This window comes from Pseudomonas sp. S1_G07 (genome assembly GCF_054668565.1).
The window spans coordinates 1705674-1727030 of sequence record NZ_CP162778.1; the positions used below are offsets into that span (position 1 = coordinate 1705674).

General features: G+C 63.2%; 21 protein-coding genes and 3 pseudogenes. 6 read left to right on the forward strand and 18 right to left on the reverse strand.

From position 1 onward, the window contains the following. Positions 1-8: 8 nt before the first annotated feature. The 13 genes and pseudogenes from ureA to AB4O05_RS07805 form a co-directional block, all read right to left on the reverse strand. The gene (gene ureA / locus AB4O05_RS07745; RefSeq protein ID WP_104501479.1) at positions 9-311 is read right to left on the reverse strand and encodes an urease subunit gamma; all 303 of its coding nucleotides are present in this window, start codon (positions 309-311) and stop codon (positions 9-11) included. A 160-nt stretch (positions 312-471) separates the two neighbouring features. After that, a pseudogene (locus AB4O05_RS07750) lies at positions 472-1310 on the reverse strand (urease accessory protein UreD). A gap of 31 nt (positions 1311-1341) precedes the next feature. After that, positions 1342-2040 (reverse strand): urea ABC transporter ATP-binding subunit UrtE, encoded by a 699-nt coding sequence (gene urtE / locus AB4O05_RS07755; protein ID WP_460131808.1) that lies wholly within the window; start codon positions 2038-2040, stop codon positions 1342-1344. A gap of 147 nt (positions 2041-2187) precedes the next feature. Continuing rightward, a complete protein-coding gene (urtD, locus tag AB4O05_RS07760) occupies positions 2188-3021 on the reverse strand; it encodes an urea ABC transporter ATP-binding protein UrtD (RefSeq protein WP_460131807.1) in 834 nt (277 codons plus the stop codon). After that, the gene (urtC, locus tag AB4O05_RS07765) at positions 3018-4085 is read right to left on the reverse strand and encodes an urea ABC transporter permease subunit UrtC (RefSeq protein ID WP_460131806.1); all 1068 of its coding nucleotides are present in this window, start codon (positions 4083-4085) and stop codon (positions 3018-3020) included. The genes urtD and urtC overlap by 4 nt, the downstream gene beginning before the upstream one ends. Next, complete coding sequence (gene urtB, locus AB4O05_RS07770) at positions 4085-5587, reverse strand: urea ABC transporter permease subunit UrtB (RefSeq protein WP_460131804.1); 1503 nt, start codon at positions 5585-5587, stop codon at positions 4085-4087. The genes urtC and urtB overlap by 1 nt, the downstream gene beginning before the upstream one ends. Before the next feature lie 166 nt (positions 5588-5753). Further along, on the reverse strand, positions 5754-7019 hold the full coding sequence (gene urtA / locus AB4O05_RS07775; RefSeq protein WP_460131803.1) for an urea ABC transporter substrate-binding protein: 1266 nt from the start codon (positions 7017-7019) through the stop codon (positions 5754-5756). Positions 7020-7224: 205 nt separating this feature from the next. Then, a complete protein-coding gene (locus tag AB4O05_RS07780; RefSeq protein WP_460131802.1) occupies positions 7225-8607 on the reverse strand; it encodes a PepSY-associated TM helix domain-containing protein in 1383 nt (460 codons plus the stop codon). A gap of 115 nt (positions 8608-8722) precedes the next feature. Next, positions 8723-10783: a TonB-dependent copper receptor gene (locus AB4O05_RS07785; RefSeq protein ID WP_460131800.1), complete on the reverse strand. Its 2061-nt coding sequence runs from the start codon at positions 10781-10783 to the stop codon at positions 8723-8725. A 93-nt stretch (positions 10784-10876) separates the two neighbouring features. Beyond that, positions 10877-11278, reverse strand: coding sequence for a DUF2946 domain-containing protein (locus AB4O05_RS07790; RefSeq protein WP_460131799.1), 402 nt, complete (start codon positions 11276-11278; stop codon positions 10877-10879). A 10-nt stretch (positions 11279-11288) separates the two neighbouring features. Continuing rightward, complete coding sequence (locus AB4O05_RS07795; RefSeq protein WP_460131798.1) at positions 11289-11771, reverse strand: copper chaperone PCu(A)C; 483 nt, start codon at positions 11769-11771, stop codon at positions 11289-11291. Positions 11772-11818: 47 nt separating this feature from the next. Then, positions 11819-12214 carry a DUF2946 domain-containing protein gene (locus AB4O05_RS07800; protein ID WP_460131797.1) on the reverse strand — a complete coding sequence of 132 codons (396 nt, stop codon included), beginning with the start codon at positions 12212-12214 and terminating at the stop codon, positions 11819-11821. 97 nt (positions 12215-12311) lie between these two features. Continuing rightward, positions 12312-12515, reverse strand: a pseudogene (locus AB4O05_RS07805) (addiction module antidote protein); the annotation flags it as partial. On the opposite strand from AB4O05_RS07805, the pseudogene AB4O05_RS07810 reads away from it, so the two are divergent. Further along, a pseudogene (locus tag AB4O05_RS07810) lies at positions 12509-12643 on the forward strand (DUF6124 family protein); the annotation flags it as partial. The pseudogenes AB4O05_RS07805 and AB4O05_RS07810 overlap by 7 nt on opposite strands. Positions 12644-12737: 94 nt before the next feature. Here AB4O05_RS07810 and AB4O05_RS07815 read toward each other — a convergent pair. The 4 genes from AB4O05_RS07815 to cbiE are packed head-to-tail and all read right to left on the reverse strand — an operon-like array spanning position 12738 to position 15386. Further along, positions 12738-13061, reverse strand: a complete 324-nt coding sequence (locus AB4O05_RS07815; RefSeq protein WP_460131795.1) for a helix-turn-helix domain-containing transcriptional regulator — start codon at positions 13059-13061, stop codon at positions 12738-12740. A 5-nt stretch (positions 13062-13066) separates the two neighbouring features. Next, complete coding sequence (locus AB4O05_RS07820; protein ID WP_460131794.1) at positions 13067-13402, reverse strand: type II toxin-antitoxin system RelE/ParE family toxin; 336 nt, start codon at positions 13400-13402, stop codon at positions 13067-13069. Positions 13403-13458: 56 nt separating this feature from the next. Continuing rightward, positions 13459-14184 carry a cobalt-precorrin-6A reductase gene (locus AB4O05_RS07825; RefSeq protein WP_460131793.1) on the reverse strand — a complete coding sequence of 242 codons (726 nt, stop codon included), beginning with the start codon at positions 14182-14184 and terminating at the stop codon, positions 13459-13461. Further along, positions 14181-15386, reverse strand: a complete 1206-nt coding sequence (cbiE, locus tag AB4O05_RS07830; protein ID WP_460131792.1) for a precorrin-6y C5,15-methyltransferase (decarboxylating) subunit CbiE — start codon at positions 15384-15386, stop codon at positions 14181-14183. The genes AB4O05_RS07825 and cbiE overlap by 4 nt, the downstream gene beginning before the upstream one ends. Positions 15387-15481: 95 nt before the next feature. Between cbiE and cobG the strand changes: the two genes are divergently transcribed. From cobG to AB4O05_RS07855, 5 genes are all read left to right on the forward strand, one after another. Further along, positions 15482-16771 (forward strand): precorrin-3B synthase, encoded by a 1290-nt coding sequence (gene cobG / locus AB4O05_RS07835; protein ID WP_460131790.1) that lies wholly within the window; start codon positions 15482-15484, stop codon positions 16769-16771. Next, a complete protein-coding gene (locus AB4O05_RS07840; RefSeq protein ID WP_460131789.1) occupies positions 16764-17390 on the forward strand; it encodes a precorrin-8X methylmutase in 627 nt (208 codons plus the stop codon). Before cobG ends, AB4O05_RS07840 begins: the two co-directional genes overlap by 8 nt. After that, positions 17390-18121 (forward strand): precorrin-2 C(20)-methyltransferase, encoded by a 732-nt coding sequence (locus AB4O05_RS07845; RefSeq protein ID WP_460131788.1) that lies wholly within the window; start codon positions 17390-17392, stop codon positions 18119-18121. Before AB4O05_RS07840 ends, AB4O05_RS07845 begins: the two co-directional genes overlap by 1 nt. Beyond that, on the forward strand, positions 18121-19758 hold the full coding sequence (gene cobJ / locus AB4O05_RS07850; RefSeq protein ID WP_460131787.1) for a precorrin-3B C(17)-methyltransferase: 1638 nt from the start codon (positions 18121-18123) through the stop codon (positions 19756-19758). Before AB4O05_RS07845 ends, cobJ begins: the two co-directional genes overlap by 1 nt. A 226-nt stretch (positions 19759-19984) precedes the next feature. After that, the gene (locus AB4O05_RS07855; protein ID WP_460131786.1) at positions 19985-20764 is read left to right on the forward strand and encodes a hypothetical protein; all 780 of its coding nucleotides are present in this window, start codon (positions 19985-19987) and stop codon (positions 20762-20764) included. Here the strand turns inward: AB4O05_RS07855 and AB4O05_RS07860 are convergent. Next, positions 20761-21357 carry a MarC family protein gene (locus AB4O05_RS07860; protein ID WP_221809711.1) on the reverse strand — a complete coding sequence of 199 codons (597 nt, stop codon included), beginning with the start codon at positions 21355-21357 and terminating at the stop codon, positions 20761-20763. The genes AB4O05_RS07855 and AB4O05_RS07860 overlap by 4 nt on opposite strands.

Sequence of the window (21357 nt, forward strand, 5' to 3'; positions counted from 1 at the left end):
GCCAAGCCTCAGGCAATGGGTTGGTGGACGGTGACCAGCTTGGTGCCGTCCGGGAAGGTGGCCTCCACCTGGATATCCGGGATCATTTCCGGGATGCCTTCCATCACCTGTTCGCGGTTGAGCAGGGTGGTGCCGTAGTGCATCAGGTCGGCCACGGTGCGGCCATCGCGGGCACCTTCCATCAGCGCGGCGGAGATGTAGGCGATGGTTTCCGGGTAGTTGAGCTTTACACCGCGCGCCAGGCGGCGCTCGGCGACGAGACCTGCGGTGAAGATCAACAGTTTGTCTTTTTCCCGTGGGGTCAGGTCCATGGTTCAAGGTCCGTAGTCAGGCGATTCAAAGGGTGAGCGCTCACCCCTGTAGGAGCGAGCTTGTTCGCGAAAAACAAACAGGCGCCACGGGCTACCGCAAACGCTGCGTTATCGTTGACGTGCTTCGCGAGCAAGCTCGCTCCTACAGGGCGGCGGATGTTCATGTGCTCCAGATTCGCGGGGCGACGGCTTCACGGCCCAGTACCGCCGGGCGCAACAGCCGCCACAAATCAATCAACCAGCCCCGCGCCAGCAGCGCTTCACTGGCCAGGCAGCGGGCGACCAGCAAGCCGGGCAGTTGGCTCAGGTCGCCGCGCACCGCGTGGGGCAGGGCGCGGCATTGTTCAAGTAGTTCTGGGGGATCTCGCCAGTGACCAGCAGCGTGGCAAACACCGGTTGCCCGTCCAGGCCGATGGGCGAGTCGAGCAACCCGTCGCCGCCGACGATGCGCTGGCGTTCGTGCCAGAGCAACTGGCCGTCACGGCGGATATCCAGGTGCGATTGAAAATGGCCGAGGTCGAAACGCTCGCCGCTGGCCGGGCGGCCGAGGGCGACCACGTCCCAGTAGAACAGCCGGGCGTCGCCGTGCAGATTAATGCGCGTGGTGAGCTCGGCCTGGGCAGCACTGAACACGATGGTTTCCTGGGGCAGCCATTCCAGCGTGGCGCCCGCTTCGACGCTCAGGTCGAGTTGCTGATACGCCGGCCCGCCGGCGCGGTACCACTTGGCCGCGCCGGGGCTGGTCAATTGCGCCCAGGCTCCTGCGGCGACATGGGCGCTGATGTCCAGGCGATCCCCGCCGGCAATCCCGCCGGGCGGGTGCACGATGATGTGCTGGCACACCTCGGGGCCTTCGGCGTACAGGTGTTTTTGCACGCGCAGCGGGCCGAGGTGGCGGCGCATCACCGGGCGCGTGGTGTCGCCGAAACGCGCGTAGCCGAGTTCCAGCTCGGCGTGCCAGCTGGGGGTGAACAGGGCGGGGGAAACGGGCAGGTTCATGGTTGTGTGCTTAGTGTCAGGACGCCACAGATTAGATGGTTACGAGGCCGCGCACACCGTCGCCTTCCATATTTTCTCCACGGCCTTGCTGAACGATTTCACCTCGGGACATCACCAGGTACTGGTCGGCCAGTTCGGCGGCGAAGTCATAAAACTGCTCCACCAGCAGAATCGCCATATCACCGCGTGCCGCGAGGTGCTTGATCACCGCGCCGATCTCCTTGATCACCGACGGCTGGATGCCCTCGGTGGGCTCATCCAGGATCAGCAGGCGCGGGCGGCTGGCCAGCGCACGGCCGATGGCCAACTGTTGCTGCTGGCCGCCGGACAAGTCCCCGCCGCGCCGATGCTTCATCTGCAGCAACACCGGGAACAGTTCATAGATAAACGCTGGCACTTCCTTGGCTTCGGAGCCAGGGAAACGCGACAGGCCCATCAGCAAATTTTCCTCCACCGTCAGCCGCCCGAAAATCTCGCGACCCTGGGGCACATAGGCAATACCAGCGTGCACGCGCTGGTGCGGCTTGAAACCGGTGATGGCTTTGCCTTCCCAGTTCACCACGCCTTCCTTGGCCGGCAGCAGACCCATCAGGCACTTGAGCAAGGTGGTTTTGCCCACGCCGTTACGGCCGAGCAGGCAGGTGACTTCGCCGATCTTCACGTCAAACGAGAGCCCGCGCAGGATGTGGCTACCGCCGTAGTATTGGTGCAGCTTGTCGACTTGCAGCATGTTCACATTCTCCTCAATTCCCTGTAGGAGCGAGCTTGCTCGCGAAAAACCCGAGGGTGCCGCGTGCATTCAGGCTGCCCGCGTTATCGTTAACGATTTTCGCGAGCAAGAACTAGGCGTCCCCCTCGCTCCTACAGAAAAGCGGACTCAGCGTCCGAGGTACACCTCAATAACCCGCTCATCGGCCTGCACCTGCTCCAGCGAGCCTTCAGCCAGCACGCTGCCCTGGTGCAACACCGTCACATGGTCGGCAATCGCACCGACAAAGCCCATGTCGTGTTCCACCACCATCAGCGAGTGCTTGCCCGCCAGGCGCTTGAACAGCTCGGCGGTGAATTCGGTTTCGGCGTCGGTCATGCCCGCCACGGGTTCGTCGAGCAGCAACAGTTGCGGGTCTTGCATCAGCAACATGCCGATTTCCAGGAATTGCTTCTGGCCGTGGGACAACAAGCCGGCCGGGCGCTGTTGCGATGCGGTGAGGCGGATAGTGTCGAGCACTTCGTCGATACGGTCTTTCTGCTCGCCGCTCAGGCGCGCACGCAGGCTGGCCCACACCGATTTGTCGGTCTTCTGTGCCAGTTCCAGGTTTTCGAACACGCTCAAGGCTTCGAACACCGTGGGTTTCTGGAACTTGCGGCCGATGCCGGCCTGGGCGATCTGCACTTCGCTCATGCTGGTCAAGTCGAGGGTTTCGCCAAACCAGGCGTTGCCGTGGCTGGGCCGGGTCTTGCCGGTGATCACGTCCATCAGCGTGGTCTTGCCCGCGCCGTTGGGGCCGATGATGCAGCGCAACTCGCCAACGCCGATGTAGAGGTTGAGGTCGTTGAGCGCCTTGAAACCATCGAAGCTGACGCTGATGTCTTCGAGGGTCAGGATGGTGCCGTGGCGGGTGTTGAGGCCCTTGCCCGCGGCCTGGCCGATGCCAATCGCATCGCGGCCGCTGCCCACATCGAAAATAGGCTCAAGCATGACGTTCCTCATTTCTTCAGCAGGCCGATGACGCCCTTGGGCAGGTACAGGGTGACGATGATGAACAACGCCCCGAGGAAGAACAGCCAGTATTCCGGGAAGGCCACGGTGAACCAGCTCTTCATGCCATTGACTACACCCGCACCGAGCAATGGGCCGATCAACGTACCGCGCCCGCCCAGGGCCACCCACACGGCGGCTTCGATGGAGTTGGTCGGTGACATTTCGCTGGGGTTGATGATGCCTACTTGCGGCACATACAACGCGCCTGCCAATCCGCACAGCACCGCACTCAACACCCACACGAACAGCTTGAAGCCACGCGGGTCATAGCCGCAGAACATCAGGCGGTTTTCGGCATCGCGCAAGGCGGTCAGCACGCGCCCGAACTTGCTGCGAGCCAGGCGCCAGCCGATGAACAGGCTGGCCACCAGCAGCGCCACGGTCGCCACAAACAACACCGCGCGCGTGCCCGGCTCGGTAATGCCAAAGCCGAGGATGCTGCGGAAGTTGGTGAAGCCGTTATTGCCGCCGAACCCGGTCTCGTTGCGAAAGAACAACAGCATGCCGGCGAAGGTCAGGGCCTGGGTCATGATCGAGAAATACACGCCCTTGATCCGCGAACGAAAGGCAAAGAAGCCGAACACCAGCGCCAGCAACCCCGGCGCCAACACCACCAGGCACAGGGCCCACAGGAAGTGATCGGTGCCGGCCCAGTACCAGGGCAGCTCGGTCCACGACAAAAAGGTCATGAATGCCGGCAGCTCACTGCCTGCTGCCTGGCGCATCAGGTACATGCCCATCGCATAACCGCCCAGGGCAAAAAACAAACCGTGGCCGAGCGACAACATCCCGGCATAGCCCCACACCAGGTCCAGCGCCAGGGCGACGATGGCGTAGCAGAGGATCTTGCCCACCAGGGTCAAGGTGTAGGCCGACACGTGCAGCGGGTTTTCCGGCGCGAGCAGGGAGCACAACGGCAAGGCCAGCAGCAGGATCAGGATGATCACGCCGGCGGCCACCGTTGCCTTGGGGCCGGCCTTTTGCGTGGCCGTAAGCAGCAATGGCTGGTTCATCAGTCGATCACCCGTCCTTTCAGTGCGAAGAGCCCCTGCGGGCGTTTCTGGATAAACAGAATGATCAGCGCGAGGATCAGGATCTTGCCGAGCACGGCGCCGATCTGTGGCTCCAGAATCTTGTTGGCGATGCCCAGGCCGAAGGCCGCCATGACGCTACCGGCCAGTTGGCCGACGCCGCCGAGCACCACCACCAGGAACGAATCGATGATGTAGCTCTGGCCCAGGTCCGGGCCGACGTTGCCGATCTGGCTCAGGGCCACGCCGCCCAGGCCGGCGATGCCGGAGCCGAGGCCAAAGGCGAGCATGTCCACGCGCCCGGTGGGCACGCCGCAGCAGGCCGCCATGTTGCGGTTCTGGGTGACGGCGCGCACGTTGAGGCCCAGGCGTGTCTTGTTCAGCAGCAGCCAAGTGAGCACCACAACAAACAGTGCGAAGGCAATGATCACAATGCGGTTGTACGGCAGCACCAGGTTGGGCAGCACCTGGATGCCACCGGACAACCAGGCGGGGTTGGACACCTCGACGTTCTGCGCGCCGAACACCAGGCGCACCAGTTGGATCAGCATCAGGCTGATGCCCCAGGTAGCCAGCAGGGTTTCCAGGGGGCGCCCGTACAGATGACGAATGACGGTACGTTCCAGGGCCATGCCGATGGCGGCCGTGACGAAGAACGCCACCGGCAGCGCAATCAGCGGGTAGAACTCGATGGCCGCGGGCACGTAGTGCTGCATCAGCAACTGCACCACATAGGTCGAGTAGGCGCCGAGCATCAGCATCTCGCCGTGGGCCATGTTGATCACGCCGAGCAGGCCGAAGGTGATCGCCAGCCCCAGCGCCGCCAGCAGCAGGATCGAACCCAGGGACATGCCGCTGAAGGCCTGGCCGAGCAGTTCGCCCATCATCAGTTTGCGTTTGACCTGGGCCAGGCTGGTTTCGGCGGCGGTGTGCACGCCGGCATCGGTTTCGACACCGGGGGCGAGCAGCGCCTCAAGACGTGTGCGCGCCAGTGGGTCGCCGGTGCCGCCGAGCAAGCGCACGGCGGCCAGGCGCACCAGCGGGTCGGGGTCGACCAGTTGCAGGTTGGCCAGGGCCAGGCTCAGGGCGGTGCGCACGCCTTCGTCGGTTTCGGCGGCGACTTGCTGGTCAAGGAATTTGAGTTGCGCGGGTTGCGCGCTTTTTTGCAGGGTGTGCGCACCAGCCAGGCGTACGTTCGGGTCGGCGGCGAGCAACTGCTGGCTGGCCTGCACGTTATCGATCAGGCCGCGCAGGCGGTTGTTCAGGCGCACGGTCTTGGTTTCGCCGTTGAGCGTGAGTTGGCCTTGCTCCAGAGCGTCCACCAGTTCGATGCGCGCAGGGTCGGGTTGTGCGGCCCAGTCCTGGAGCAGCTTGGCTTGTTGCGCCGGGTTGGCGGCCAGGAAGTCTTCGGCGTCGCCGGCGTGTGCGGCGAAGGGCAGCAACAGGAGCAATGTCAGGAAACAGCGGTGGAGGGCAGTGGGCATAAAAAATGTCCTGATCATGCGCGGACAGTGTGGGCACTGGCTTCGTGTGGGAGCTGGCTTGCCTGCGATGGCCTCGCTGCGGTGTATCAGATACACCGAGTTGTTTGCATCGCAGGCAAGCCAGCTCCTACATTGACCGCACCCGACATCCAGGCTGTGGTGGGGCTTAGTTGCTCTTCACCGCATAATCCGGCTTCTTGTCATTGCCAGGAATGTACGGGCTCCATGGCTGTGCGCGGATCGGCTCCTGGGTCTGCCACACCACCGAGAACTGCCCATCGGCCTGGATCTCGCCGATCATCACCGGCTTGTGCAGGTGGTGGTTGGTCTTGTCCATGGTCAGGGTAAAGCCCGACGGCGCGGCGAAGGTCTGGCCGGCCAGGGCTTCACGCACTTTGTCGACGTCGGTGGACTTGGCTTTCTCCACCGCCTGCGCCCACATGTGGATACCCACGTAGGTGGCTTCCATCGGGTCGTTGGTCACGGCTTTGTCGGCGCCCGGCAGGTTGTGTTTCTGGGCGTAGGCTTTCCAGTCGGCGACGAATTTCTTGTTCACCGGGTTCTCCACCGACTGGAAGTAGTTCCACGCGGCCAGGTTACCCACCAGCGGCTTGGTGTCGATGCCGCGCAGTTCTTCTTCGCCGACGGAGAACGCCACCACCGGCACATCGGTGGCCTTCAGGCCCTGGTTGGCCAGCTCTTTGTAGAACGGCACGTTGGAGTCGCCGTTCACTGTGGAGATCACCGCCGTCTTGCCACCGGCGGAGAATTTTTTGATGTTGGCGACGATGGTCTGGTAATCGGCGTGGCCGAACGGGGTGTAGACCTCTTCGATGTCCTTGTCCGCGACGCCTTTGGCATGCAGGAACGAGCGCAGGATTTTGTTGGTGGTGCGCGGGTACACGTAGTCGGTGCCCAGCAGGAAGAAACGCTTGGCGCCGCCGCCTTCCTCGCTCATCAGGTATTCCACCGCCGGGATCGCCTGCTGGTTCGGCGCCGCACCGGTGTAGAAGACGTTCGGCGACATCTCTTCGCCTTCGTATTGCACCGGGTAGAACAGCAGGCCGTTGAGTTCTTCGAACACCGGCAGCACGGATTTACGCGACACCGAGGTCCAGCAGCCGAACACCACGGCGACCTTATCCTGGGTCAGCAGTTGGCGGCCTTTCTCGGCGAACAGCGGCCAGTTCGACGCCGGGTCCACGACCACCGGCTCAAGCATCTTGCCGTTCACACCGCCTTTGGCGTTGATCTCGTCGATGGTCATCAGCGCCATGTCTTTGAGGGACGTTTCGGAGATGGCCATGGTCCCGGACAGCGAGTGCAGGATGCCGACCTTAATGGTCTCGGCGGCCTGGACGGTCCAGGTCAGGCCCATGGCGGCAATGGATGCCGACAAAGTGAAAGCCTTGATCAAGCTGCGACGCTTCATGGTGCGATCTCCGAGTGCCTAAGTATTGTTGTGGGTCAGATACTGGAGTGATTGCAAAGGCTGTGCCTGCTTGGATCAGCCTTTGAATCCGGTGGTGCGCACCGCGAAGGGCGCCAGATCCTGCACCTATTCGGCGCCTGGATCTGGCGATGGTGCGCAGCGAGCACCGCGCTGGTGCGTCAGCGTGCGATGGGCACTCCCAGGCTCAGGCTGGACCCGACTCAGGCATGCGCTGGCGGAAAAAACGCGACAACACCAGGCGATCCAATGCCCATACCGCGATCAACGAGGCGCCCACCAGCGGGAAAATAATCGCCAGGCCCAGCATGATCACCATCGCGGTTTTCCACTTCGGCAGGTCATGGCGCAACGGCGGAACCCCCAGCCTGCCCTGGGGCCTGCGCTTCCACCAGATCACCACGCCACTGACGGCGCTGAGCAGAATCATCAGGCAGATCACCAGCACGATCAGTTGGTTGACCCAGCCGAACATTCTGCCTTCGTGCAGCATCACGCCGGTCTCGGTGGCGCGCGCGACGAGGTTGTACTGCGCCCAGCGCACATCCGCCAGGACCTTGCCGGTGTACTGGTCGACGTGCAGGGTGGCGTCGTTGCGTGGGTCGTTGGCGAACACGGCGAGGGTGAACACGCCGTCGGCGGTGGTGGGGAAGGTGATGCTGTAGCCGGGCGCGACCTTGTGCGCGGTGGCCAGGTCGACCACCTGTTGCAGGCTGACGGTGGGCGCGGCGGGGGCTGAGTGCATCGCGCCGTGGTTCATGTGCTCGGCATGGTCGCCGGACAGCGGCATCGGCGTGTTTTCCACCGCCCAAGGCACCGTCTGTTGGCTGGCCGTATTGAGCACCCGCGCTTGCTGGTCGGACTGCGGCACGTTGTTCCACATCGCCGCCGGAAAGCGGTTCCACACCTCGGCGTACTGCTTGCCCCAGAAGCCGGTCCAGGTCATACCGCTGAGCAGCATCACCAGCAGAAACGCCGCGCCCCAGAAGCCGGCGACGGCATGCAGGTCGCGCCAGAACACCCGGCCACGGGCAGTGAAGCGCGGCCACAACACCCCGGCCGATGACTTGCCCCGTGGCCACCACAGGTACAGGCCGGACACGACCAGCATCACGCCCCAGCCGGCGGCCAGTTCCACCAGGCGGTCGCCGGTGGTGCCGATCATCAGCTCACCGTGCAGCGCGCGGGCGATGGCCTGCAGGTTGTATTTCGTGTCCTGCTCGCCGAGCACGGTGCCGCGGTAGGGGTCGACGAACACGGTCACTTCGCGGCCGTCCCGATGCATGACGAACTGCGCGCTGCTGGTGGCATCGGCCGGAGGCAGGTATTTGCTGATTTTGCCCTGAGGGTAGGCGGCCTTGGTGCGTTGCAGTTGCTCGTCGGCACTTAATGCGTGTTCGGCGGCGGGGATGCTCAGCAGGTGGCCGTACATCAGCGGGTCGAGCTGGGGTTTGAACAGATAGATGATGCCGGTGACGGCCAGCAGCACCATGAAAGGGGCGACGAAGAGCCCGGCGTAGAAGTGCCAACGCCAGGCCAGGTTGTAGAAGGAAACTTTTTGAGTGGTCATCAGGGGCTCCGCAAAGCTTTTAGTTTTTCTGAGTCAGTGACATCGTCATCGCAGGCAAGCCAGCTCCTACATTAGAGAGCATTCCAATGTAGGAGCTGGTTTGCCTGCGATGCGTTTAGAAGCTCATGTCCACCTTGGTCCAAAGGGTTCGACCGGGCTCCTTGATGGCCTGCGGATCACTGGCCGGGTAGCCGAACCCGGCGTTGCCGGCCAGGTTCAAATGCTCGGCGTAGGCCTTGCCGAACAGGTTGTCGACGCCGGTGCTGACCTTGAAGTTCTTGTTGATGCGGTACGCCGCGTTCAGCGAGAACACGCCAAAACCGCCGCTCTTGTCGTAGTCCTTGCCGACCACGTTGCCTTTGCCCTGGTCGATACGGTGTTGCGCCGCCACCACGCGCCACAGGGCGCCGGCACTCCAGTCGTCTTCGCTGTAGGTCAGGCCCAGGCGCGCATCCAACGGCGGCATCTGCGGCAGGGCCTTGCCGTCGCTGCTGTTCTTGCCCCAGGCGTAGGCGAGGGTCGCGTCGGCTTTCCAGTTTTGCGTCAGTTTGTAGGCCGCGCCCAGTTCGCCGCCCATGATGCGCGCGTCGACGTTGCGCGCCTGGGAGGTGGTGCCCATCATGCCGGCGCGGTAGTCGAACAGGATGAAGTCACGCACCTGGCCGATGTAGCCCGAGGCCCAGGCTTCGAGGGTGTCGGTTTTGTACTGCGCACCGACGTCGAGCTGGGTGGTTTTCTCCGGCTTCACGCCGTCGAACGCGTTGACCGAGCCGACCGCGCCGGTGTTGGGAGAGAACAGCTCCCAGTAATCCGGGAAACGCTCGGAATGGCCCAGGCCCGCATACACGGTGGTGGGGCTGTCGGCCAGGTCGTGCTCATAGCGCATAAAGCCCGAGGGCAGGGTATCGGCGCGGGTATCGTTGGCGGTGGGGTTGGTGCGTTTGCTCATTCCCGAGCCGGTGGTTTGGCGCAAGTCTTTGGCCGAGGCGCGGTCCAGGCGTGCTCCGGTGATCAGGCGATCACGCTCGGCGGCGTACCAGGTCAGTTCGCCGAACACGCCGTAGTTGTGGAAGTTGGCGTCCTTGACCTTGGGCAAATCCTTGTAGGTGTCGATGCCCATGCTGCTGCGTTGGCGGTGTTCGTTGGTCTGCGCATCCAGGCCGCTGATCAGTTGCACATCGGCCCAGCGCCAGGTGGCTTTGATCCGCGCGCCGAGGGTGCGGCGGTCGACATTGGACGCCATGGGACCGGCCATCATCCCGGTACCCGAGGGCGTGCGCAGGCTGTAGTTGTCCATCACGTGGTCGGCGTAGTTGTAGTAGACCTGGGCTTCGACCTTATCCAGCACCTCGCCGATATTCGATTTCTCAAAACGCAGCCCCAGGCTTTCGCGCAGGAATTGCGAGCCGTCCATGCCGCGCCCGGCGTAGCGCGCTTCACCATCGCCACGCCCGGCGGTGAGCTCCAGCAGGGTGTCGGCGTCGGGGGTGTAACCCACGGCGACGTCGCCATTCCACTTGTCGTAGCGCGAGGCGACGGTGTCGTTGTTGCCGTCCTTATAGTCGTCGGCATGGGCCTGGTTACCGATCACCCGCACATAGCCCAGCGGCCCACCGGCAGCAGCATCGATGACCTTGTCGAAGCGCCCGTTGGAACCGGCCAGCACACTGGCGTTGAGCCGTGTGCCCAGTTCGCCGAAGTGTTCCGGTTCGCGCTCGAACAGGACAGTGCCGGCCGAGGCGCCGGGCCCCCAGAGTACGGTTTGCGGGCCTTTGATCACAGTGAGGGTGTCGTAGGTTTCCGGGGAAATGTACGAAGTGGGCGCGTCCATCCGGCCAGGGCAGGCACCGAGCATCATGCTGCCGTTGGTGAGGATATTCAGGCGCGAACCAAACATGCCGCGCAGCACCGGGTCGCCATTGGTGCCGCCATTGCGCACCAGGGCGAAGCCGGGGATGGTCTTGAGGTAGTCGCCGCCATCGCTGGCGGGCACCGGTTGGCGCGGGTCCTTGGGGTTGGTGACCACGGTCAGCGGCGAGCTGGGGGCAATCGCGGTGATCACGGTGGGGCTCAGTTCATGCTCGTCGGCATGGACCTGCGAAGCCAGCAATGCGCCGCAGAAGGCGGCGAGCAGGGGAGTGCTTCCCAAACGGGTGTCAGCAGAAAACCTGGACATGACAAATTCCATCAATCAATCGTAAACAACACGGCCAGCAGCCTGCGGCTGTCTGTCTAAAGTCGGCCGGGGTGAAGTAACGGTGTTAAGGGTTTACGAGGCGATGGGCGGCGCACGGCTGCGCGCGCCGGGGAAGATGCTCTGCCGGGCATGGCCCAGGCGCGTGGCGGGGGTGAGGGCATTGGCCGGCGGCGGGGAACCGAGGGCCACGAAGGACACGTTGCCGGGCAGGGCCGGGCAACTGAACAGCAGGTCGCAATAACCGCACTTGGCCCAGAGTGCGTGATGTTCGGCCGGGGCTTTCTGGTGATGGGATTCGCCATGGTCGGCCGGCATGTCCATGGACATGCCCATCGACATACCCGCGTGATGATCCATCGGCATCGCTTGGGAAATCAGCGGACCGATAAAGATCATCAGCATGGCGAACAGGCTGATCCAACTGCCGCGCTTCACTTGGCGGTGTGGAGATAACCTGGCGCGAGAGGCGCCCATCGAGGTTGGCTTACTGAGCGTGCATATGTTCGTGGCCGACCATCGGCGGCGCTTTCTGCACTGACACTTGCACTTCGACCTTGCCGGCTTTTTCGAAGGTCAGGGTCAGCGGGAACTGTTTGCCGTCGGCCAGCAGGCTGCGGTCTTTGATACCCAGCAACATCACGTGATACGCCATGGGCGCGAAGGTCAAGTCACCTTTGGCCGGTACGGCGACGCTGGGCACCTGTTGCATCTTCATCAAGTCGCCCTGCATCACGTGCTCATGCAACTCGGCTTTTTCCGCCACGGGTGTTTCGGCACTGAGCAGGCGATCCGGAGTAGCGCCGGTGTTATGAATCACAAAATACGCCGCGACGGTGGGCGCATTCGTCGGCAATTCCCGGGACCAGGGACCGCTGACCCGCAAGTCGCCGGCCTTGTAGTCATCGGCATTGGCAGCACTGAACGCCGGCAGCAGCAAGGCGGCCAGAAGCAGGGAAGATTTGAGCATGGCAGTTCTCCAGAACGGTTCTAAACGCAGTTCACTTGCGAAGAAGATCAGACCGTTGGAGAGGCGCGGGGGTTGAGGCTCGGCCATTGCTGGCGCGGGGTGGGATTCTGCAATGAAGGAGGCGACAGGCTTTGCACCGCCTCGAACCGCGTCACATACAACTGCGGCACATGCCCCGGCAACGCCACCAACGGTGCCGAGCCGGAGCAACACCAGCAATGCTGCATGGTGGAATGATCGTCCTGTTGCGGTGCCGGGATTTCCAGCTTACCCAGGGCAATCGTCTTCAGGCTTGCGCCATTGGACGAACAGAAACCGCCCCACATCAGGCGCTTGACTGGATCGTCCGTCTGCTGGATCGCACTAGCCAGCGGCATGGCAAACGCATTGAACAGCACTGCAAGGCAGGCGATCCAGGCAATTGCAAAGCGTTGACGGGCCATGGCGGACAATCCGTAGGGTTAAACGATCAGGCGGGTATTTAGCCTGAACGGTGGGGATAAGTAAAAAATGGTGGTGTGGTTTGGTGTCGCAGTGCTATCAGATCGCTGTGGCGTGAAGCTTGAGGCCCAGCGCTTTCATGATAGTCGCGAACTCGGGATTGCCAGTGCTGGAGAGGGCTTTGTACAGACTTTCTCTTCCGAGGCCGGCGTCGCGGGCTACTTGGGTCATGCCTTGGGCGCGGGCGATATCGTTGAGAGCGGTGCGAATCAGTAAGCCGTCACCGACGTCCTCGTTGCGACAGTGCCTTTAACCTGGAAGGCGCATCACGCGAGAAATTACTGGGCGTTGCGCAGTTGATTGAGCTGGCGCAGTTGTTGGCTGATCGTATGCATGATGCTATCGAACAAATGACAGCCTCTATGAGTTAACCGGCCGATGACTGATCGTTCCTGGCCTTATAGGGAGGAACGAGCCACCCATTGTGTCGACAACGTCAACACAATCTGGATTTGGCGTTGCAGATTATGCCGTGGGAACTCCATGGACCTGCATATCGACACCTAAAGCTTTTCTGATGACTGCAAAAATTGCCGCGAGGTTGTCCATGCTGGGGTTGCCGTTGGCGGACAGCATGCGGTGCAGGCTCTTACTCGGTTTGGCGGTTTCTTTCGCAAGGCCTTCAAAGCCTACTGTGGCGTTGACCAAATCACGCAGAATTACACGTGAAATTTCCGGCTCACCATTCAGAAACAACGTAGCAGCTTCATCGAGGAGCGCCTGGGCAAACTCAGGGTCGCGCTGAGCACGTTCGGCGATGGTGTGTTTGTAGCTACGGGTAAGCGCCATAATGGTTACCTCTTTTTTTGTTTCAATTTCTTGGCACGCTGATGCTCACTGATCAGCGACTTTACGATTTTGATATCGCGTTTTTGACTGGACTTGTCGCCACCACCGAGCAGGATGATTAGTCGGTGGCCTTCTTGTATCAGATAGATTCGCAGGCCTGGCCCCCAGTCGATGCGATATTCGCCGAGACCATCGAACCATTTGATGTTGCTGGTATTGCCCATTTCAAGTCGAACCAAAGCGGTAGAGACTCTGGCTGCCGCCGGCACACTCAAGGATGAAAACCAATCATCGAAAGGGCTGGTCTGGTTATCGCGCCGGTATTCTTCAATCTCAATCATTAGCCGCCCTGAAGGTAACAAACAGGTTACTAATCAAGCAAGCGAACGATCCTGACTTATCGAATGAAATTTGCCAACGCGATGAGTGTTTCTTCAGGCGACAAGAGTTCCCGATCTACTTGAGCCAACACCGGCCGCTTCAACACCAGCACCGGCACCCTTCGTTCCCGCGCCACTTCCAGCTTCGGCTCGGTGGCCGTGCTGCCGCTGTTCTTGCTGATCAACACATCAATCTGCCGCCGTTCAAACAGCATCCGTTCGTCTTCGATCAAAAACGGCCCGCGCGCACCGATCACTTCACACCGCTCATTGCCCGGATACACATCCAGTGCGCGCAGTGTCCAGAACTGGTCGGCAGGGATTTCGTCGAGGTGCTGCAACGGCTCTCGGCCCAAGGTGAACAACGGACGCTTGAAGGGTTTCAACGCCTCGATCAGCTCGGCCCAGTCATTGACCTCACGCCAATCATCCCCCACCTGCGGCTGCCACGCCGGGCGACGCAATGCCCAGCAGGGCACACCGCTCAACTGTGCAGCCTCGGCGGCATTGCGGCTGATCTGCGCGGCATACGGATGGGTCGCGTCGAGGATCAGGCTGATACCTTCATCGCGAACGAACTGCGCCAGCCCCTCGGCACCGCCATAACCACCGACGCGCACCTGGCAGGTAAGGTCGGTCGGCACGCGGCCGACACCGGCCAGGCTGTAGATATGTTCCGGGCCTAACGTGCGGGCAATGGCCAACGCTTCGGTCACGCCGCCCAGCAGCAGGATGCGTTTCATAGCGGCTTGACCACTTCCAGCAAGGTAATCGGCAGCGCCTGGCGCCAGGTGTCGAATTCCCCCAGCGGCTGCGCCTGGGCCACGTGGATGCGCGTCAGTTCGCCGCCATGCTGGGCGCGCCAGTTCATCAAGGTCATTTCGCTTTGCAGGGTCACGGCATTGGCCACCAAACGCCCGCCGGGGCGCAGGTGTTGCCAGCAGGTGTCGAGCACACCGTCGCGGGTGACGCCGCCGCCGATGAAGATGGCGTCGGGTGTCGGCAGCCCTCGCAGCGCGTCCGGGGCTTGGCCGCGAATCAGTTGCAAACCGGGCACGCCGAGGGCGTCACGGTTGTGTTCGATCAGGCCTTGGCGGCCTTCGTCAGCTTCAATCGCCAGCGCACGGCAGCTGGGGTGGGCGCGCATCCATTCGATGCCGATGGAGCCGCTGCCTGCACCCACGTCCCACAGCAGTTCGCCGGGCATCGGCGCGAGGCGGGCGAGGGTCATGGCGCGCACATCGCGCTTGGTCAGTTGGCCGTCGTGTGTGAAGGCCGAGTCCGGCAGGCCGGCCAGGCGCGACAACCTTGGCGTGTCTACAGAGGCCAGGCAGTCGATGGCGACCAGGTTCAAGTCGGCGACCGAGGCGTGCTGCCAATCGTGGGCCAGGCCGTCGAGGCGCCGCTCGTGCAAGCCGCCCAGGTGTTCAAAGACCGTCAAGCGGCTCGGGCCAAACCCGGCCTCAGTCAATAACGCGGCCATCAACGCGGGGCTGCCCCCGTCATTGCTCAGCACGAATAAGCGCACGCCCGTGGCCAGATACGCATTGATCGTCGCGACAGGCCGGGCCACCACGGATAACGTCACCACGTCCTGCAACGGCCAGCCCAACCGCGCCGCCGCCAGGGACACCGACGACGGCGCCGGCAGAATCAGCAGCTCCTCAGCTGCCACCTGGCGCGCCAGACTGGCCCCCACGCCATAGAACATCGGGTCGCCGCTGGCCAGCACGCACACAGGCGTACCCTTGCGCGCCAGCACAGGCTCCAGGGAAAACGGGCTCGGCCACAGCTGGCGCTCGCCACGAATACACACCGGCAGCAGGTCCAACTGGCGCTGTGCCCCTATAATCCGGGTGGCGCGCAACAGGGCATGCCGGGCATTCCTGCCCAGCCCCTTGAAGCCGTCTTCACCGATGCCTACAACCGTCAGCCAGGGCGACATATGCATTCCTTGAACGACATCCGACGGGCAGGCTTTTCATGCCGCCGGACAAAGCAGGCATAATACCGCGCCTTTACCTGTGAACCGGTAGCCCCGTGAACCCAACGCCTGCTCTGAATACTTTGCGCCCCTCGGCTTGTCCGGGGTTGCTGCGTATTGTCCAGGCGCTGGATGGCGGTATCTGCCGGATCAAATTGGCCGGCGGTTCGATCACCGCCACCCAGGCCAATGCCGTGGCGGACGCGGCCCAGGTCTATGCCGGCGGGGTGATCGAGGCGACCAATCGCGCCAACCTGCAGATCCGTGGGATCGGCACCGAGCAGGACGCCTTGATCGCCATGCTGCTGGCCGCCGGCCTGGGCCCGAACAACGCCGCCGGTGACGATGTACGCAACCTGATGCTCAGCCCCAGCGCCGGCATCGACCTGCAAATGCTGTTCGACACCCGTCCATTGGCCGGGCAGATTCTCGCCACGCTGGAAAATAATCCGCGCTTTCATGCGCTGTCGGCCAAGTTCGCGGTGCAACTGGATGGCGGTGAAGCCCTGGCGATGCTTGAACATCACCATGACTTGTGGCTCTCGGCGTTCGTGCGCAAGGGCGAGACGTTGCTGGCCTTCGGCCTGGCAGGTTGTCCTGGGCGGGATGCGCCGTTGGCCGCCGTGCCGCTGGAGCAGTGTCATGCATTGGTGGTGGCGGTGCTGGAAGCGTTTCTTGACCTGGCCACCCCAGAACAAACCCGCATGCGCCATCTGGCTGTGGATAAGTTGCTGAGTCGTCTCAGCCTGCCACTGCTGCCAGTCGACGGCTTCAAACGCCCGCCCAGCGGTGCTTTGCTGCACCTTGGGACGTATCCACAGGCTCAGCAGAACCAGTTTTATGTCGCCGCCATCGCCCCGCTGGGCCGCCTGGATTCGACGATGCTCAAGGGCGCCGCACAACTGGCCAGCGAGTACGGCGACGGGACGTTGCGCTTCACGCCGTGGCAGGGCGTGCTGCTGCCCAATATTGAACGCCCTGTCGCCGTGACCGAGCGCCTGGCGCAATTGGGCTTCCTCTGTTCAATCGACCAGCCCCTGGCGCGCCTGATCGCCTGCACCGGCTCCAGCGGTTGCGGCAAAGGCCTGGCCGACACCAAGGCTGACGCCATGCAATTGGCCGCGCTGCAACCCGGCCATGACGTGCATCTGTCCGGCTGCCCGCGTTCCTGCGCCGCCGCGCACACCGCGCCGGTGACCTTGCTGGCAGTGAGCCCCGGCCACTACGACCTCTATTTCCGTGACGCAGCCCAGCCCGGTTTCGGCCGGCTGCACGCGCGCACTCTTTCTATTGACGCGGCGGGCGCCTTGTTGCGCGCTCACCCACGGAGCAACACCGATGATTGATTACATCCGCGACGGTCAGGAGATCTATCGCAACTCCTTCGCCATTATTCGCGCGGAAGCCAAGTTGGACCGCATCCCGGCCGACCTGGAAAAACTCGCGGTGCGGGTGATTCATGCGTGCGGGATGGTCGAGGCGATCGACGGCCTGCAGTTCTCCATCGGTGCGGGCAAGGCCGGGCGCGAGGCGTTGGCCGCCGGCGCGCCGATCCTGTGTGATGCGCGGATGGTCTCCGAAGGCGTGACCCGCGCGCGCCTGCCGGCCAATAACGAAGTGATCTGCACCCTGCGCGACGACAGCGTACCGGCGTTGGCGCGGGAACTGGGCAACACCCGTTCCGCTGCCGCCCTGGAGCTGTGGCGCCCGCATTTGGCCGGCAGCGTCGTGGTGATCGGCAATGCGCCGACGGCCTTGTTCTACCTGCTGGAAATGCTCGACGCCGGCGCGCCGAAACCGGCATTGATCCTCGGCTTTCCGGTGGGCTTTGTCGGCGCCGCCGAATCCAAGGCAATGCTCGCGGCCGACAGCCGTGGCGTGCCGTTCGTGATCATGCAGGGCCGCCTGGGCGGCAGTGCCATGGCCGCCGCGGCAGTCAATGCGCTCGCCACGGAGGTCGAATAATGCCGGCACGCGGACGTTTGATCGGCCTGGGCGTGGGCCCCGGCGACCCGGAGCTGATCACCCTCAAGGCGCTGCGCCTGTTGCGTGAATCGCCGGTGGTGGCGTACTTCGTGGCCAAGGGCAAGAAGGGCAACGCGTTCGGCATCATCGAGGACCATCTGGTCCCCCAGCAAACCCTGATGCCGCTGGTGTACCCGGTGACCACCGAAGCGCTGCCGGCGCCGTTGTCCTACGAACAGGTGATCAGCGATTTCTACGACACCGCCAGCGTCGAGGTGGCCGCGCACCTGGACGCCGGCCGCGATGTGGCGGTGATCTGCGAAGGCGACCCGTTCTTCTATGGTTCCTACATGTACCTGCACGACCGGTTGGCCGAGCGCTACGAAGCCCAGGTCATCCCCGGCGTGTGCTCGATGCTCGGCGGCGCCTCGGTGCTCGGCGCGCCGTTGGTGTATCGCAACCAGAGCCTGTCGGTGCTCTCGGGTGTGTTGCCCCATGACGACCTCAAGCGCCGCCTGGCGGACGCCGATGCGGCGGTGATCATGAAGCTGGGGCGCAACTTCCCCAAGGTGCGCCAGGTGCTGGAAGAACTCGGCCTGGCCGCGCGTGCGCTGTATGTGGAACGCGCCACCATGGCCAATCAGAAGATCGTGCCGCTGGATCAGGTGGAGCCGATGTCGTCGCCGTACTTCTCGCTGATCATCGTGCCCGGTGAACGGTGGCAAGGGTGATGCATCCCGCGATTGTCATCCTGGGCCAGGGCAGCCTGGCCACCGCGCGCAAGATCCAGCAGGTGTACCCCGGCGCGGTGATCCATGGGTTGGTCGGTCGGGTTGAAGGCGCCGACCAGGCTTACAACGAATTCGGTGCCACGCTGCGCCAGTTGTATCAACACGGCACGCCGTTGATTGCACTGTGCGCCGCCGGCATCGTGATCCGCACCCTGGCGCCGCTACTGCTGGAAAAAGGTGAAGAGCCGGCCGTGCTGGCCGTGGCCGAGGACGGCAGCGCCGTGGTGCCGCTGCTGGGTGGCCTGGGTGGCGTGAACGTGATGGCGCGTGAAATCGCCGCCGCACTGGGCACCGCCGCCGCGATCACCACCAGTGGCGAGCTGCGTTTCGGCACGTGCCTGCTCAACCCGCCCAAGGGCTATGAGCTGGCCGACCTGGCGCTGGGCAAGCGCTTTGTGTCCGACCTGCTGGCCGGCGAAAGCGTGCGCATCGAAGGTTCGGCGCCGTGGTTGGCGCAAGCGAATTTGCCGCAGGATCAGCAAGCACGCTTGGCGATTCACGTGGGCAGTGCCGAGCGCGTGCCGGCTGCCAATGAGTTGCTGATCTATCCAAAGAACGTGTGCGTGATCTGCAAGCCGGGCGCGCAATTGGCCGAGCGTGTGCGCGCGGCGCTGCATGACGCGGGCATTGCCGTGCAGTCGCTGGCGTGCCTGCTTGCCAGCGACACGCAGATGGCCGAGGCATCGCTGCATGAGGCCGCCTCGTCCTTGGCGGTGCCGTTGCGGTTCGCCAGCGTCAGCCAAGACGCCGACATTGTGATCAACGTGGCCGAGCAACCGCTGGACCTGTCTCACGTCGGCCGCCCGCGCGGGCGCCTTGCGGTCATTGGCCTGGGCCCCGGTGCCGCCGAGTTGATGGTGCCAGCGGTAAAGGCCGAACTGGCGCGCTGCACCGATGTGCTGGGCTATGAAACCTATGTGCGTATGGCCGGGCCGTTCCGTGACGATCAAGTGCAGCACCGCACCGATAACCGCGAAGAAATGCAGCGCGCGCGGCACGCCTTCGAGTTGGCCGCCCAGGGTCGTTCGGTGGTGGTGGTGTCGTCCGGTGACCCTGGCGTATTCGCCATGGCCGCTGCGGTGATCGAGGCGTTGCACGAGTCCAGCGACCCGGCCTGGCATCAGGTCGACCTGGAAATCCTGCCCGGCGTCTCGGCCTCCCTGGCCACCGCCGCCCAGGCCGGTGCGCCGTTGGGGCATGACTTCTGTGTGATGTCGCTGTCGGACAACCTCAAGCCCTGGTCGATTATCGAAAAGCGTCTGGACCTGGCCGCCCAGGCCGACCTGGCCCTGGCGTTCTACAACCCGATCTCGCGTGCGCGGCCCTGGCAGTTGGGGCGCGCCCTGGAAATCGTCGCCCGGCACCGTACGCCGCACACGCCGGTGGTGCTGGGCCGCGATATCGGCCGGCCGGGCCAGACCCTGCGTGTCACCTGCCTGGGGCAACTGACGCCGGAGCAGGTGGACATGCGCACCATGGTGCTGATCGGCTCGTCCACCACCTGCACATTCCCCCGTGCCGGTGGGGGTGAATGGGTGTACACGCCGCGCTGGTACGGCGAAAAACCCGTCTGCTGACGCTGCGCGAAAGCTCCGATTGACGCTGGGTGAACACCTGCCGTTATTCGGGGCTTTTTCTTTTTTTATCGCTGAAAAACGGAAGGCCGGGCGAAGTGCCCAGCAATTGCTGGGCTGCGTTTTTTGGCGCACGCCGGCAAGGGATGTTTGTCGTGTGGAAAGCCTGCCAGCCCCTGGACTAGTGTGGGAAGCAAGCCCCATGTGGGGTGCTTGTGGAGAACTGAAAATGGAGCGACATCGCAGAAGGATCAACAGCACAAAACGGCGCAAATTGATTGCGGCCTACAAGTTGCCGGGGGCGCCAGGCGGGCAGGCGGTATTGCCGTTGGACGCCGCCGACGACAGCAACGCGGCGGTGGTCAACAACAGCGTGATTTCATTTGCCGAGGGCTTGTCAGGCCTGAACCGCGAATACATCCGCAAAAGTTATCTGCTGGCCAGCAGCTACGTCAGCGATGTGTTGAAGGTTCACCGTGGTACCGAGGCCTGGTACGACGAATTTATCAAGGTGATGATCAGCCTGGGCTGGCTGCCGGTGCGCAGCAGCTTCGAGCGCGTGTCGAGCTCCGGCAAGGGCCTGACGGTGCAACTGGCGGCGTTGAATCTCATCGCCACGTTGTTGGCGTCGACGTCTCTGGCCGGTTCGTTGCTTACGGCGCTGCCGAAACTGGCGGCCGATGCGCTGGAGGCCTTGAAGCAACAACCGGCCTGCCTCGAGCTGTTCAAACGCAACAGCAGCGTGCACCAGGGCGGTGATTTTGGCCTGGCGTCCTGTGCCGAAACCGATGGCGAATTGATGATGGTGCTGGTGACCTACAGCACCCAGGGTGTGGAAAAACAGCTGGGGCTGCCCTTCCTCGAGTGGGACAGTTCCTCGTTCGAGGCCTTCAGCGGGCAGACCTGCCTGGTGCTGAATACCTCGGTGGTCAACGAAAAAACCATCCGGCTGATGCGCGAGAGCGCGGGCGACAACGTGCAATCGGCGATCGCCAAGTATCGGATTTAAGGCACCAGATAACCGCGTACGCCGGTAAAGATGATTTGCGCGGCGAGGGCGCACACGAATAACCCCATCAGCCGGCTGACAATCTGCAGGCCCTGGTCACCGAGAATGCGTTCGATACGGTTGGACAGGTACAGCACCACGCCGACCGTGAAGCTGGCCAGGGCAATGCTGAGGATGGCGGTGAGCTTGTCGTCCCAGTGCGGCTGGCTGACGCCCATCACCAGCAGGGCGCCGATGGTACCGGGGCCGACCGTGAGGGGGATGGTCAGCGGTACGATGGTCACGTCTTGCTGCACATTGTCGGTTTGCACCGCCGACTTGCCCTGGGCCATCCCCAGGGCGGAGATAAACAGCACGCTGCCGGCGCCGATGCGGAACGCGTCCACGGTGATGCCGAACACGCTGAAAATCACCCGGCCGAACAGGTAGAGCAGCACGCTCGACACCAGGGTCGCCAGCGCGACCTTCCAGGCCAGGCGCCGCCGTTCCTTGCTGGAGTAGCCACGGGTCAGGCTGATAAAGCAGGACAGCACGAAGAACGGGCTGTAGAGCACCAGCATCTTCAGGTAAACGCTGAATAACACGTGGAGCAT

Bases quoted from the DNA above. Each gene is read 5' to 3' on its own strand.
- ureA (WP_104501479.1), bottom strand. From the start codon at position 311: ATGGACCTGACCCCACGGGAAAAAGACAAACTGTTGATCTTCACCGCA.
- urtE (WP_460131808.1), bottom strand. From the start codon at position 2,040: ATGCTGCAAGTCGACAAGCTGCACCAATACTACGGCGGTAGCCACATC.
- urtD (WP_460131807.1), bottom strand. From the start codon at position 3,021: ATGAGGAACGTCATGCTTGAGCCTATTTTCGATGTGGGCAGCGGCCGC.
- urtC (WP_460131806.1), bottom strand. From the start codon at position 4,085: ATGAACCAGCCATTGCTGCTTACGGCCACGCAAAAGGCCGGCCCCAAG.
- urtB (WP_460131804.1), bottom strand. From the start codon at position 5,587: ATGCCCACTGCCCTCCACCGCTGTTTCCTGACATTGCTCCTGTTGCTG.
- urtA (WP_460131803.1), bottom strand. From the start codon at position 7,019: ATGAAGCGTCGCAGCTTGATCAAGGCTTTCACTTTGTCGGCATCCATT.
- AB4O05_RS07780 (WP_460131802.1), bottom strand. From the start codon at position 8,607: ATGACCACTCAAAAAGTTTCCTTCTACAACCTGGCCTGGCGTTGGCAC.
- AB4O05_RS07785 (WP_460131800.1), bottom strand. From the start codon at position 10,783: ATGTCCAGGTTTTCTGCTGACACCCGTTTGGGAAGCACTCCCCTGCTC.
- AB4O05_RS07790 (WP_460131799.1), bottom strand. From the start codon at position 11,278: ATGGGCGCCTCTCGCGCCAGGTTATCTCCACACCGCCAAGTGAAGCGC.
- AB4O05_RS07795 (WP_460131798.1), bottom strand. From the start codon at position 11,771: ATGCTCAAATCTTCCCTGCTTCTGGCCGCCTTGCTGCTGCCGGCGTTC.
- AB4O05_RS07800 (WP_460131797.1), bottom strand. From the start codon at position 12,214: ATGGCCCGTCAACGCTTTGCAATTGCCTGGATCGCCTGCCTTGCAGTG.
- AB4O05_RS07815 (WP_460131795.1), bottom strand. From the start codon at position 13,061: ATGGCGCTTACCCGTAGCTACAAACACACCATCGCCGAACGTGCTCAG.
- AB4O05_RS07820 (WP_460131794.1), bottom strand. From the start codon at position 13,402: ATGATTGAGATTGAAGAATACCGGCGCGATAACCAGACCAGCCCTTTC.
- AB4O05_RS07825 (WP_460131793.1), bottom strand. From the start codon at position 14,184: ATGAAACGCATCCTGCTGCTGGGCGGCGTGACCGAAGCGTTGGCCATT.
- cbiE (WP_460131792.1), bottom strand. From the start codon at position 15,386: ATGTCGCCCTGGCTGACGGTTGTAGGCATCGGTGAAGACGGCTTCAAG.
- AB4O05_RS07840 (WP_460131789.1), top strand. From the start codon at position 16,764: ATGATTGATTACATCCGCGACGGTCAGGAGATCTATCGCAACTCCTTC.
- AB4O05_RS07845 (WP_460131788.1), top strand. From the start codon at position 17,390: ATGCCGGCACGCGGACGTTTGATCGGCCTGGGCGTGGGCCCCGGCGAC.
- cobJ (WP_460131787.1), top strand. From the start codon at position 18,121: ATGCATCCCGCGATTGTCATCCTGGGCCAGGGCAGCCTGGCCACCGCG.
- AB4O05_RS07855 (WP_460131786.1), top strand. From the start codon at position 19,985: ATGGAGCGACATCGCAGAAGGATCAACAGCACAAAACGGCGCAAATTG.
- AB4O05_RS07860 (WP_221809711.1), bottom strand. From the start codon at position 21,357: ATGCTCCACGTGTTATTCAGCGTTTACCTGAAGATGCTGGTGCTCTAC.